Here is a 13,053-nt window from a genome sequence, read left to right as displayed (position 1 = left end):
ACTTACGAATTCAGTGCATCTACACTTAAATGGAAAAACGTCAGCTGGAGGAATTTATGAGTAAGCATCCTTTTATTCCGATTATTGTCGGAACCAATATCAATGCCTATAATATGGCGATTTCATTTCACGAAGAATATGGCATTAAGCCGGTAATCGTTGGAAGAGAGCCGCTGCCATTTACTAGCTATAGTACGATTACAGATATCCAAGAACTGAATAAAGGGTTACATGATCCGCAAGTGTTCGTACAGTTTTTGCGGGAAGTGGCGAAAAAGTACCGCACGGCAGATCAAAAGCTTTTACTTGTCGGGACGGATGATTTGTATGTGCGGCTGATCATCGAACAGCGGGAAGCTTTGAAAGAAGACTTCCTGTTTAATTACATCGATGAAGAAATTATGAATGCGGTATATATTAAAAAGAATTTCTATGAATTATGTGCAGAGCACGGTATCGACACGCCTTCCACGTATTTCCACTCGTGCCTGTCTGATGAACCATTTACAGATGAAGTGCTGTTTCCTGTCATCATCAAACCAAGTGACGGAGTCCAGTATTACCGCCATCCGTTTGAAGGGCTGCAGAAGATTTATAAAGTCGATACATACGAGGAGATCAACCGGATTATTCAGATGGTGAAAGCCAGTGGCTATAAGGAAGATCTGATTATCCAGGACTTCATTCCAGGCGATGACACATTCATGTGGGATGCAGTCTACTATGCCGACCAGCACGGAAAACCGCAGCTGATCACATTTGCACAAGTTGTTCTCCAGGAACGTGCGATGACAGCAATCGGAAACTACACCGCATTGATCACCCGTTACAATGAAGAGGTCATGACGAAGCTTGCGAAATTCCTTGAAGCAATCGGCTACGTCGGCTACGGAAACTTTGACTTGAAGTATGATGCGCGCGACGGCAAATTTAAAGTGTTTGAAGTGAATATTCGCCAAGGACGTTCAAGCTACTACATTACCCAGTGTGGAGAGAACATGGCAAAATATTTAGTGGATGACCTTGTATATGGAAAAGAAAAACCATTAACCTATTTAGACGATCATTTCTTATTCACCGTCGTTCCCAAAGCTGTATTAAATAAATTTGTCGATAATCCGCAGGTGCAAAAAGAAATCCGCACGCTGATCAAAGAGGGCAGATACGGCAATCCGCTGTTTTATCGAAAAGATAAACATATGAAGCGAAAACTGTACTTGCTGATGCGTCAAATTAATTACTTCAAGAAGTATAAAAATGCAGCAGAAGAATGAAAACAAGCTGTCCGGAATGTCATTGCCTGATGACTTTCCGGACAGCTTTTTCGTGGTCAGTGAATGAAAGAAGGCGGATGCGGCGGCCTATAATGTAAGTTTCAGACTTTTCACTGCGCAAAAAATGTCCGCTGAAGCACTGTGACTTCGCGGACATCTATATTCTGTAATTTAGCTGAACCGGTCTACAAGATCATGCATATTCTCTGCTTCTGTGTGAAGATCAAGGGATGCGTGCATGATGGTGCTGATCGCAGCTTTCTGTTCATCGATCGATGCATTGACCTGTTCGGTGGCTGCTGCCGACTCGGTGGCAACTGCTGCAATCTGATCAATAGCCTGTACCACATTTTGACGATTTTCATCCATGCTGTTCATATCATTTTCCATAGTCTGCAACAGCAAGGTGATGTTGGAGATGGAATCGGATAATTGCTCGAACGCATTTTTGGTTTCCAGGATGGTGTCTTCCTGATTACTGGATAAATCCAGTGTGTGTTTCATTTGATTTTCAGCAGAAGTCGTATCTTTTCTAATATGCACCAATAAATCGCGGACTCTTGTCGTTGCTTCATTTGTGTCTTCCGATAATTGACGGACTTCATTTGCGACAACGGCAAATCCTTTTCCATGTTCACCTGCGCGGGCAGCTTCTATGCTGGCATTTAATGCAAGCAAATTGGTCTGTTCGGAGATGGAGGAAATGGTTTGGACGATTGCCTGGATTTCGTTCATTCTGGAAACAAGCTGTGCGAAGTTTCCTTGAAGATCATTAATGACCACGTTGAAAGTCTGAGAGTTTTCTTCCAGCGCTTCGGCTTTTTGCATGCCGGTGTTTTGAAGATCATTCATGCTGCGCATTTCGGTTACGACGTGCTCGTACTGCTCGGAAGCATTCGATATCAGCGCGGACAGATGATTCACTTTTGTGATGGCCACATCCGCTTCTTCTGACTGCAGGACAGCACCTGAAGAGACTTCGGTAATTGCGCTGTGTATTTCATCAGCGGAGGCTGTTGCTTCTTCTGTGATGGCGCTCAGTGTTTCTGAGGACGTTCTCATGCGTTCAGAAGAAATTCTTGTACGGCCTACCATTTCATTCAAATTATTCTTCATAGTATTAACGTTTTCGGCCAAGTGCCCGAGTTCATCTCTTGAACGGATCGGAATGTCGTCACCTGACAGTTTACCTTCTGCAATTTCAGCTGTAATCAGCCGGATATTTTTAATATACGATGTCAGTCTGCCTGAGAAGATGGAGAATAACGCGACTCCCACAACGACTGAAATGACTACAGATAGCAGTGTATACCATAATACATTTTTAGCGCCTGCATTGAAGTCCACTAAATATGTCCCGGCAGCGACAATCCATCCCCAATCCGGGTCTTGCAGACTATACGTAATCTTTGGTGCTTCGACATTCAAATTAGTGGGCAATGGCCAGTCGTACTGTACGTAACCGCCGCCGCTTTTAGCTTTAGCAATCACTTCACGAATAAAATAACGGCCATCTTTCGTTTTGGTTTCGTAAAGACTTTCTCCTTCTTTTTGCGGATGCACAAGCAACGTGCCTTCTTCATCTACTACATAAAAGTAGAAGTTCTCCCCAAACTTCACAGGATTATTCAAAGGTCTTGTGCCGTCAGCGTTCATTGGCCCCATGATCTTTTCTTTCGCGCGTTCCTGTGCGTCTTCCAGTGTCAGTGTGCCATTTTCCACTTGCGCATTCAGTTCATCGATTAAGTCCAGAACAGCATAAGTTCCATTCTGTAATCCCATTTCCCCGACATTCTCCAGCTCTTGCTTTGCGACATAATAATTGACGATCCCTACAGCAAATAACGGAATAAGAATGACTAACGCTGCAAGCGCTATCAATTTATTGCGTACTGAACCCCTCAATATGTATAGCCCCCTTTTGCCAATTTAACATATGAAACCTTTTTCCCCTTTTTACAGTATAGGCTATTCTGATTAAGAACGGAATAGCCAGACGAATTTAATAGAAGAATTTACTTAATTTGTGAATGCGCTGCGAAACCCTGGATCGCTGTATTTCCCCGTTTCTTGACTTGAAAAATACAGTAGGCTACACTTAATAGAGCTGTGCCTGTACGACCCGTCGGTGTTTTGTCAATACAGAAACGAAAATTGTACGGAGCTATAGTAATGTAGGGAGTGTTTTAGCAGTGCCGATTTTGGATAAGAACAATGCAGAAGATGTCAAAAGATATGAAACGTTTATGAGGAATTCCCCATATCGCTCCATTACACAGGATCCCAACTGGGCAAATGTAAAAGATGATTGGGGAAACGAGCAAGTATACGTGGAGCGTGACGGTGAAATCGCAGCAGCTATGTCTTTGCTGATCAGAAAGGTTCCGGGCGGTTATTCATTGCTGTATGCACCACGCGGCCCTATTTGTGATTTGCATGATAAGCAGCTGGTTGAGGAATTATTGAAAGAGGCAGAAGTGCTTGTCAAAAAATACAAAGCCTTTGCACTAAAAATGGATCCAGAGCAGTTATATACGAAAGAGCTGGACCAGTTATATCGCAATGCCGGTTACATAGTACGCAATGAGGGGGCAGGGAAAGAAGAGTTAATCCAGCCCCGATATAATATGATTGTAAAATTGACTGATGAAGATGAAGATTCACTGATGCTGAAATTCCGGGGCAGAACGAGAAGTAAAATCCGAAGCTCTGCACGTAAAGGTGTGGAGATTTCTTATTCGCGCAGCGATGAATATTTGAAGAAGTTCTTTGAAATTCATGAAGAGATGTCTGTCCGTAATCAAATTTCCATCCGGTCATATGATTACTTTGTGAAAATGCGAGAAGCATTCGATGGTCTGCGTATTTATCTTGCAAAGCATGAAGATGACTATCTGGCCGGAGCAATCACCATTAACTATAACGGGAAGTTGTACTACTTATACGCAGGCAGTTCCAATACGAAGAGAAATCTGAACCCCAGTTATCTGATGAACTTTGAAATGATGAAGTGGGGATTGGAGATCGGCGCAGAGCAGTATGACCTTGGCGGCGTATTCGTACTCGACAGTGAACAAGACGGATTGTATAATTTCAAAAACAGCTTTTGTCAGGTAGATGGCGTGACAGAATTTATTGGCGAAATCGATAAAGTGTATAAACCGTTCATTTACAATATGTTTGTAAAAGTAGTGCCTAAAATTCAGAAGATGAAAAAGAAGCTTCAAAAAAAATAACCGGTTGAAGTCCTCAACTAAAGAAAAGAGTGAACCGAATGACTTTTTTAAACGAGCTGAATGAATCTTTGCGCACAAAATGGAAATTTAAGCAGCCTATGCCGATACAGTCCCAGATGATACCCGAAATGCTGGCGGGCAAAGATGTGGTGGCTGAATCTCCAACGGGCACAGGAAAAACTTTAGCCTATGCGCTGCCTGTAATTCAAATGGTCAGCGGTGATCTGCAGAAGACGCAGGCGCTGATCATCACGCCGTCACAGGAGCTGTCCATGCAGATTGTCAATATGATCCGCGAATTAGTGGAAGGGACTTCTGTGACTGTGACACAATTGATTGGCGGTGCAAATAAGCAGCGGCAAATCGAGCAGCTAAAGAAAAAGCCGACGATTGTTGTGGGAACACCAGGAAGACTGAATGAACTGGTTAAAGAGCGGAAGCTGAAAATGTATGATATACAATATCTGGTCATCGATGAAGGCGATCAATTACTGTCCCGCGAATACCGCGTCCTGGTAAAGAGTTTAATCGAAGCGGCTAATCCTGAGCGTCAGTTAGCTGTCGTATCCGCGACGATTACTGATGAAATTGAACTGGTCGCCAGAGAGCTGATGCAAGATCCGATCCGTCTGCAAGTTAATGCGGATGAAATTCCAAACATCGGAAAAGTCATTCATTCATACGTAAAAGTGGATGAGCGCAAAAAGACCGATATTCTTCGGGGAATTTCTGCATTATCTGGCGTCCGTGCTCTGGCATTCATGAATAACGTAGATCAGCTGCGTATGAAAGAACTGAAACTGCTGTACAATGATGCACCGATTGCAGTTCTGTATTCTGATATGAAAAAGCTCGATCGTCAGAAAACGCTGGAAGACTTTAGAAAAGGCACGATCCGCATCCTGATCGCTACCGACCTGGCGGCGCGCGGACTGGATATCGAAGGGCTGACACATGTTATTCATGTAGACGTGCCGCATACAGTTGAACAATATCTGCACCGGTCCGGCAGAACAGGCCGCGCAGGAGCAGACGGGGAAGTTCTAACACTACTTTCATATCCCGAAGAACGCGATTACCGCAAAGTATCAAAAGGAATCGAGACTATACAGAAAGTTTGGTATAACGGCCGGCTGATAGAAGGTAATTCAAAAACTTTGGATGAAATGAAAAAAGCTGCCCCAAAGAAATCAAAACCAAAAGTAAAGAAAAAGAAATAATAAAAAGCACATTGTCCGCATGACAATGTGCAGCGGCTGAAGACATCATCCAGTACAATGGAGATGTTCTTCAGTCTTTTTATTTCAATTCATTCACGCTGCGGCATTCAGTTCAGCAACAAGGATGGCTGTTAATCAATGGTGCAGTCTGCTATTTCCTGAAAAAAATGGGCATGCGCGGAATATCCGCACATACCCATAATCATCAATCCAGCTTCGTCAGAATTATTGGCTGATCTTTCGTAACAACAATTGTGTGTTCAATTTGTGCTACAAGCGATTTGTCAGGCGTAACAAATGTCCAGCCGTCATCCAGCTCAATCACGTGCTCAGCTTTCTGCGAAATAAACGGCTCGACCGCCAGAACCATTCCTTCCTTCAGCAGCTCTTTATCCCAAGGATCATAATAATTCAAAATATGCTGCGGTTCTTCGTGAAGAGACGTACCGATACCATGGCCTGTTAAGTTTTTGATGACATGTAAACCATGATCTTTCGCCTCGCGCTCCACTGCCTTGCCGATCTGGCTCAGACTTGCACCTGCTTTTACTTTCAGCAATGCGCGATCCAAAGAAGATTTGGCTACATCGCATAATTTTTGTTTCTGCTCATCAGGAGTCCCGGCGACGAATGAGATACCAGTATCTGCGAAATAGCCGTCACGGGATCCCGAAACGTCAATATTCACAAGATCACCGTCTTTAATTTCGTAGCTTCCGGGAATACCGTGCGCTACCTGGTGATTGACGCTTATGCATGTATAGCCTGGAAAGTCATATTGATCGATAGGTGCAGAAACCGCGCCTTTTTCCGAAAACAAACGGCCTGCCATTTCATCAAGTTCTTTCGTTGTGATGCCTGGCACTGCTGCATCTTTCAGCGTTTCACGGATTTCTGCCACGATCTTTCCAATTGCGCGCAGGCCTTCTAATTGTTCATCATTTTTTACAATCATGTTTACAAGTCCTTTCTTCCGTACAAGTTATTCATCACTACTATATCATACTCTGCGGAATAAATTTCAATGATTTGCCTATTCTTCCGGCCGGTTACTTTAATAATTTCACACCCTGATAGACATTCCAAATGAGCACGATCACGAATAACAAACTGTACAAAGCAATGAAAAGGAAAGGGATGAATCCCCAGAACATCATATTGCTGTCTGCCGTCGTAATGGCATCAGCGTTAAAGGAAAAAATCGAAAAAGACATCAGTACGAAACCTGCAATCAGCAGAGCCAGCGGAACGATATGAGAAACTAATGCTTTCTTCGCGTGACGCCTGACTTCAAATTCGTCTGACACAAAATAGATAATAATCGGAAGCAGAAGAGGGGCGAAAAATACACTGAAATAACTAAGTGAAGCCAATAATTTAGAATTTGACATAGTATAACCTCCACTTCATAGCATGATAGTTCATACGCTAACCTATACCCTACTTTACGTTATCATTACATAAAAAGCACGGCTGCACAATTTGCAGCCGTGCTATAATTGTATGGACTTGGAAAAACGGCGGCCCATGAATAAAATGAACCCGATGACAGCCGAAAGGAACAGAGCAGCTGTTGAAACAAATAATTCATCCGTTCCGTTTTTTATGGCTATTCCGATAAAGGACCAAATGATAATGAGATTAAACATAGAGTCATGGTAATGATACATAAAATGTAGAGCAATCGCTGCAGTTAAGGTTAAAAAGAAGACGGTCCAAAGCGGATCACTCAAACCCCATCCTGTCCAGTCATGGAATTTGAAAGCATAGTAAGAGTTTGCGATGACTGCGATGAAAATCCACCCCATATAGGCCGAAATCGGAAGGCGCTGCCGGTTCATGTCCTCCAATTTTGGATAACTGAAATACAGCACTAATAAACAAATTAGCAAAGATATGACACTGACGATAGCCCAGTAATAATAGCCATAATGCCATAGTAATAACCAGGCGATATTTAAAAAGCAGCTGACTGAGAAAGAGAATGCCCGCAAATTGGCAACCGGTGAAGTAAGTTTGGCCGATGATTTAAAAAACATATACAGCCAGCTGACCAGCAGCACATCCAAAACAATCCAAATTGAAAAAACATATTCAGCAGGCATGAATAGAACCGGTACACGATTAGCAATTTCCCAAGTTGTCAGTCCGTTGAGCGGAATCAAATTTGCAGCGATGTGAGTTCCAATCATGATGAGCAACGAAAGTGCCATCAAAATAATTCTTAGCATGATAAAATCCTCCTGAAGAACAGTATACAGAGAATACGGATCGATAGATGAGGAAAGTATGAATTTTCCTTTACAAATGAGAAAATGTGACGTTCTATTGTCTTGTGCGTATGAAGAATACTATAATAGAAACTATTGATATGACATAAGTGGCGGGAATACTTCACTGCTTTCAAAATAATCGGATAAAAAACGGTAAGAACAGAATGCGTTGAAAAGGATGAGGAAAAATGATTTTACTCGAAGGGGAGCAGTGTTATTTACGAATCTTAACGGAAGATGATGCCTATCAGTTTACTCAGCTGCTGATTGCCAATAAAGAATACTGGACCGAATTTGAACCAAGGCATGATAATGCGTATTACACAGTGGCAATGCAGCGTGATAAAATCCGTGAATCACTCTATCAAATGCGTGATCGGAGAGAATATAATTTCGGGATTTTTGATTCACAGACGAGTATGATCATCGGGCAGATCTCTCTTTACAGCATCAAACGCTTACCGTTTTCCAGCGGCTTTGTCGGATATTCCATTGATCAGGGGCAGGCGGGGAAGGGAATAGGCACGGAGGCAGTCCGTCTGATTAATCAATTTGCGTTTGAAAAAGTCAATCTGCACAGAGTGGAGGCGTATGTATCGCCGCGTAATGGGGGATCTGTCAAGGTGTTGGAAAAGGCGGGATTTCAACGCGAAGGTTTGCTCCGGCAACTGTTATTTATTAACGGTGTGTGGGAAGACCATTATATGTATGCAATAGTGGAAGAAGATTATTGAAAGGGCAAGACCCTTTGGGAAAAGTGGATGACTATATGGAAAAACCGGCTCTTCGATTAGAAGATGCCGGTTTTTGCCGTTACTTATTTGTTTGAGCCACTTGTACTTTGTAACCGTCTTCAATTACGTCCAGCTTTCCGTTCTCAGGATTAATGACAAGTCCGTGCACAGATACATCTGCAGGAATCAGCGGATGGTTTCTGATAGCATCCACGCTCTTTTTCACGCTTTCATTTACGTCACTGAAACCATGCAGCCAGCTTTCCATGTCAATGCCTGAATACTCCAGGGTTTTAAACATGGCGGGATCGATACCGCGCTCAATCATGTGTCCTACGATGTGCTCTGTATTGATGGAACTCATCCCGCAGTCATGATGGCCGACCACGTATACTTCGTCTGCCTGGAGTTCATAGACTGCCACCAGAATACTTCGCATTAGACCGCCGAATGGATGTGTGATAATAGCGCCGGCACTTTTAATGATCTTTGCATCGCCGTTTTTAAGATTCATTGCTTTTGGAAGCAATTCAATCAATCTTGTATCCATACAAGTAAGAATGACAATTCTCTTATCCGGAAATTTCGTAGTAGCGAACTCTTCGTATTTCTTTTCTTCAACAAAAGATTGATTGTAATTCATAATATCGGTTAATGACGTCATGTAAATATCCCTCCTGGACTGTTAATTGTAAGTAAAAGAAACGAGCCGCCCAATCAGGCGGCTCTAATCATGAAATCCATATCCATTAAAACTGGAATAGAAGAAAATTAGTTTCTGCCTTCAGGTTTTGGATCGATAATAACTGAGTCAGATGAATCCAATGCTCCAGCTAAAAAGTGCATTGTAAACCAAGATGCCAGTCCAAGAACTACTGTATATCCGATAACTGTTGTAAACATTAAGCCCATTCGTAAGCCCCTCTTTCCAAATGTAATATGTTCTATAGCCTATTATACACGATTTTGCACTAAATTTTAAGTGCTTACACAAACTTTGCGTGAAAAGTGACGGATTTTAGAATGCCCAGTTACCAGCGCGGAAGATGGGTTCCACAGTACCGTCTGCAAGTATTCCATCAATATCCATTTCCCCGGAACCTATCATGAAGTCGACATGTGTCAAACTTTGATTCAAACCGTTAGCCTGCAGCTGATCAGAGTCCATTTCTTTTCCGCCGTCGAGACAGAACGCATAGGCACTTCCGATTGCCAGATGATTCGAAGCATTTTCATCGAATAATGTATTATAGAATAAAATATTGGAATTAGAGATTGGAGAATCATGCGGCACCAGCGCCACTTCGCCAAGATAATGTGAACCTTCATCTGTATCGACAAGCTGTTTCAGCATTTCTTCGCCTTGTTCAGCAGATACATTTGTAATCCGGCCGTCTGTAAATTCAATCGTGAAACCGTCAATAATCGTGCCTGCATAGCTAAGTGGTTTTGTACTTTTTACAATACCGTTGACACCTGTTTTCAACGGAGCTGTAAATACTTCTTCAGTGGGCATATTCGCCATGAATTCATTGCCTGCCTGATTGACGCTCCCCGCCCCGCACCATAAGTGCTTTTCAGGAAGCTCTATTGTTAAATCAGTTCCTGGAGCTGTATAATGGAGTTTATGATAATGTTTACCATTCAGATAATCCACTTTCTCATGCAAGTTTTCATTGTGCCGGTGCCATGCATCAACTGGTCCCGGCTGATCAGCCCGAACAGCGCGCAGGATAGCATCCCACAAGGCAGGGACTTGTTCGTCTGCGGCTAAATCCGGGAAAATCTTTGCCGCCCAAGCGACGGAGGGAGCAGCAATGACTGTCCAGCTGAACTTATCAGCCTGCATAGCTTGTCGGAATTTGCTTAGAGCTTTACTGGCAGCCTTCTGACTGTCACGTATTCTGCTGGACTCGATACCATTCAGTAAGTCAGGATCCTGTGATACGATTGACATGAAAGCGGCCCCTTTTTCAGCCAGCTGTTCACGTTCCATCTGTTTCCAGGACGGAAATTCTCCAAAGGAATCAGCCGGTGCCTTTTCATAGCGCAGGCGTGTCACTGCATCATCTGTCCAGTCTACGAAAACTTGCCGTGCACCTGCTTCATAAGCTTTTTCGACAATCAGCCGAACAAATGAAGTAATTTCGGTAGAAGCACTGATGAATAAATATTGGTCGTGCTGAATATTTACACCTACCTTCACAGCTAAGTCGGCATAATTAGAAAGTTGCTCTTGGAATTGATTCATCATGACATCTCCTTTTTACGTATTATGAACATACTATCAATCATGAATTGAAGTTCGCAACGTTAAAGTAACTAAGATAGGTTGAAATACTCGGAAGTTCCTATAAAAAGTCGTCAGTTTGCCCTAAAGAACAGGGCTTGATGGCCGAAGTAATAAGAAGAATGTAGTACTTGGAGGCTGTATGTATGGATTTATCCACTATTATAGGTTTAGCGTTAGGATTTATTGCGTTACTGGTTGGTATGACTCTGAAAGGGGTAACACCCGACGCACTATTGAATCCAGCCGCTATCCTGATTATCATCGCAGGAACGATTGCTGCAGTAGTTATCGCATTTCCTATGAATGAGCTGAAAAAAATACCAAAGTTATTTAAAATTATTTTCACCCAGCAAAAGCTTGCGTCAGACGCTGAACTGATCCGTCTGTTTTCCTCCTGGGCTGATATCGCACGCCGTGAAGGATTGCTCGCACTCGAAGCGAAAACAGATGAAATTGATGACCCATTTTTGAAAAACGGACTGGGTTTGGCGATTGACGGACAAAATGCTGATTACATACGTGATGTACTAAGTGAAGAAGTGGAAGCAATGCAGGAACGCCATTCTGTCGGCGCGTTAATCTTTTCGCAGGCCGGAACATACGCACCTACATTAGGGGTGCTTGGAGCGGTTGTCGGACTGATTGCCGCACTAAAGGACATGAATAATATTGATGCATTGGGACATGCGATTTCTGCGGCATTTATCGCCACATTGCTTGGTATCTTCACAGGCTATGTTTTATGGCATCCATTTTCTAATAAACTTATACGAAAATCAAAAGAAGAGGTACGACAAAGAACGATGGTGATTGAAGGGATTCTTTCTGTGCTCGAAGGGGAAGCGCCCCGTGTCATCGAACAAAAGCTGGCATCTTATTTATCTGTAGAAGACCGGAAGAAGCTGGCTATTGACGGCGGCGAAGGAGCTGGTAAAGTTGGCGAAGAAGCGTAAGAAAAAGAAACATGAAATAGAACATATCAACGAATCGTGGCTGTTGCCCTACGCCGATTTGCTGACGCTGCTGCTGGCGCTGTTTATCGTACTGTTTGCGAGCAGTTCGGTAGATGAAGGGCGGTTTGCCGAAGTGTCGAAAGTTTTTAGTGAAATATTCGAAAGCGGCAGCGGAATTATGAGTGAGAATGCGCCGACCACTACGCCTGTTCCGGACGATTCGGTAGGCGAGCTGGATGAAAACTCTTCTTATATGGAAGATCAGAAGTCTCTTGGTGAGACACAAGACGATTTGGATGAGTATATTGCGGTGAATGAACTGGAAAATCAATTTGACACTAAGCTGACAAATGAAGGATTATTGCTGACGATTCGTGACAGTGTACTGTTCAAATCAGGGGAGGCTGCCATCAGGCCTGAGTATAAAAGGCTGGCTAACGATATTTCTAAGCTGCTGGCACTCGACAGACCGCGTCAGGTTGTCATCACGGGACATACAGACGATATACCAATCAATAATGCGCAGTATTCCTCTAACTGGGAACTGAGCGTCATGCGTGCTGTGGAGTTCCTGAAGATCATCGTTCAGAACAATGAAGTAGATCCCAATCTGTTCAGCGCAAAAGGGTATGGGGAGTACAAGCCGATCGTACCGAATGATACAGTAGAAAACCGCAGTAAAAACCGACGGGTGGAAGTGCTGATTCAGCCGCTCGTACTGAAGGATGGAACACCTGTATCACCGCAATAAAAAGCGACTCCCATATGGGAATCGCTTTTTTTTAATTGCGCATAGAACCCAGTTCTGCTGCGATTGCCTGCATTTCATTCGGTGTGATGTTTTCGCGTTTCATGACCATGTCATACATATATTTCAAGTCGTCATACTGCTCTGTGCTGAAGTTATCAGACTTCATCGCATCAACATTTACCATGCGAAGCTTTTCTTTAATTTTTTCAATCATGTATGAAATATTCTCAGGTGATTTTGTAGATAAATCCATGTCTGTACCGCCTTTCTGTCTTATGAAATCCATCATTTCACGAAAGTGATAAGCTGTCAACTGAAC

The 13,053-nt window shown here is 43.1% G+C and carries 14 protein-coding genes; 6 read left to right on the top strand and 8 right to left on the bottom strand.

The window, feature by feature from the left end; all coding sequences use genetic code 11:
* Window positions 1-56: 56 nt before the first annotated feature.
* Entirely contained in the window at window positions 57-1,274 is a 1,218-nt protein-coding gene (locus SporoP33_RS05430) for a carboxylate--amine ligase (protein WP_081242777.1), read from the top strand.
* A gap of 171 nt (window positions 1,275-1,445) precedes the next feature.
* Here the strand turns inward: SporoP33_RS05430 and SporoP33_RS05425 are convergent, their stop codons facing one another.
* Complete coding sequence (locus tag SporoP33_RS05425; RefSeq protein WP_081242776.1) at window positions 1,446-3,179, bottom strand: methyl-accepting chemotaxis protein; 1,734 nt, start codon at window positions 3,177-3,179, stop codon at window positions 1,446-1,448.
* A 287-nt stretch (window positions 3,180-3,466) separates the two neighbouring features.
* Here SporoP33_RS05425 and SporoP33_RS05420 point away from each other — a divergent pair, with 287 nt between their 5' ends.
* Both SporoP33_RS05420 and SporoP33_RS05415 read left to right on the top strand, forming a co-directional pair.
* Window positions 3,467-4,510, top strand: a complete 1,044-nt coding sequence (locus tag SporoP33_RS05420) for a lipid II:glycine glycyltransferase FemX (protein WP_081242775.1) — start codon at window positions 3,467-3,469, stop codon at window positions 4,508-4,510.
* 38 nt (window positions 4,511-4,548) lie between these two features.
* Window positions 4,549-5,730, top strand: coding sequence for a DEAD/DEAH box helicase (locus SporoP33_RS05415; protein ID WP_081242774.1), 1,182 nt, complete (start codon window positions 4,549-4,551; stop codon window positions 5,728-5,730).
* Between the two features lie 205 nt (window positions 5,731-5,935).
* Here SporoP33_RS05415 and map read toward each other — a convergent pair whose 3' ends face one another.
* The 3 genes from map to SporoP33_RS05400 all read right to left on the bottom strand — a co-directional run bounded on the left by map (window position 5,936) and on the right by SporoP33_RS05400 (window position 7,961).
* Window positions 5,936-6,685, bottom strand: coding sequence for a type I methionyl aminopeptidase (map, locus tag SporoP33_RS05410; protein WP_081242773.1), 750 nt, complete (start codon window positions 6,683-6,685; stop codon window positions 5,936-5,938).
* Between the two features lie 94 nt (window positions 6,686-6,779).
* Window positions 6,780-7,121 (bottom strand): magnetosome magnetite crystal formation protein family, encoded by a 342-nt coding sequence (locus SporoP33_RS05405; protein ID WP_081242772.1) that lies wholly within the window; start codon window positions 7,119-7,121, stop codon window positions 6,780-6,782.
* 102 nt (window positions 7,122-7,223) lie between these two features.
* The gene (locus tag SporoP33_RS05400; protein WP_081242771.1) at window positions 7,224-7,961 is read right to left on the bottom strand and encodes a hypothetical protein; all 738 of its coding nucleotides are present in this window, start codon (window positions 7,959-7,961) and stop codon (window positions 7,224-7,226) included.
* A gap of 230 nt (window positions 7,962-8,191) precedes the next feature.
* On the opposite strand from SporoP33_RS05400, the gene SporoP33_RS05395 reads away from it, so the two are divergent.
* A complete protein-coding gene (locus tag SporoP33_RS05395; protein WP_081242770.1) occupies window positions 8,192-8,737 on the top strand; it encodes a GNAT family N-acetyltransferase in 546 nt (181 codons plus the stop codon).
* Window positions 8,738-8,816: 79 nt separating this feature from the next.
* Here SporoP33_RS05395 and SporoP33_RS05390 read toward each other — a convergent pair whose 3' ends face one another.
* The 3 genes from SporoP33_RS05390 to SporoP33_RS05385 all read right to left on the bottom strand — a co-directional run bounded on the left by SporoP33_RS05390 (window position 8,817) and on the right by SporoP33_RS05385 (window position 10,988).
* Entirely contained in the window at window positions 8,817-9,401 is a 585-nt protein-coding gene (locus SporoP33_RS05390) for a beta-class carbonic anhydrase (RefSeq protein WP_081242769.1), read from the bottom strand.
* Between the two features lie 107 nt (window positions 9,402-9,508).
* Entirely contained in the window at window positions 9,509-9,649 is a 141-nt protein-coding gene (locus SporoP33_RS16215) for a hypothetical protein (RefSeq protein ID WP_196796860.1), read from the bottom strand.
* Window positions 9,650-9,755: 106 nt separating this feature from the next.
* A complete protein-coding gene (locus SporoP33_RS05385) occupies window positions 9,756-10,988 on the bottom strand; it encodes an aminopeptidase (protein WP_081242768.1) in 1,233 nt (410 codons plus the stop codon).
* A gap of 185 nt (window positions 10,989-11,173) precedes the next feature.
* On the opposite strand from SporoP33_RS05385, the gene motA reads away from it, so the two are divergent.
* A complete protein-coding gene (gene motA, locus SporoP33_RS05380; RefSeq protein WP_081242767.1) occupies window positions 11,174-11,983 on the top strand; it encodes a flagellar motor stator protein MotA in 810 nt (269 codons plus the stop codon).
* Window positions 11,967-12,734, top strand: coding sequence for a flagellar motor protein MotB (gene motB, locus SporoP33_RS05375; RefSeq protein WP_081242766.1), 768 nt, complete (start codon window positions 11,967-11,969; stop codon window positions 12,732-12,734). Before motA ends, motB begins: the two co-directional genes overlap by 17 nt.
* Before the next feature lie 31 nt (window positions 12,735-12,765).
* Here the strand turns inward: motB and SporoP33_RS05370 are convergent, their stop codons facing one another.
* Window positions 12,766-12,987, bottom strand: a complete 222-nt coding sequence (locus SporoP33_RS05370) for a DUF1128 domain-containing protein (protein WP_081242765.1) — start codon at window positions 12,985-12,987, stop codon at window positions 12,766-12,768.
* Between the last annotated feature and the right edge of the window lie 66 nt (window positions 12,988-13,053).

The organism is Sporosarcina sp. P33 (genome assembly GCF_002077155.1).
Classification (GTDB): domain Bacteria; phylum Bacillota; class Bacilli; order Bacillales_A; family Planococcaceae; genus Sporosarcina.
Note: the sequence above shows the minus strand (reverse complement) of the source record. Positions and strands in the feature narration are given on the sequence as shown.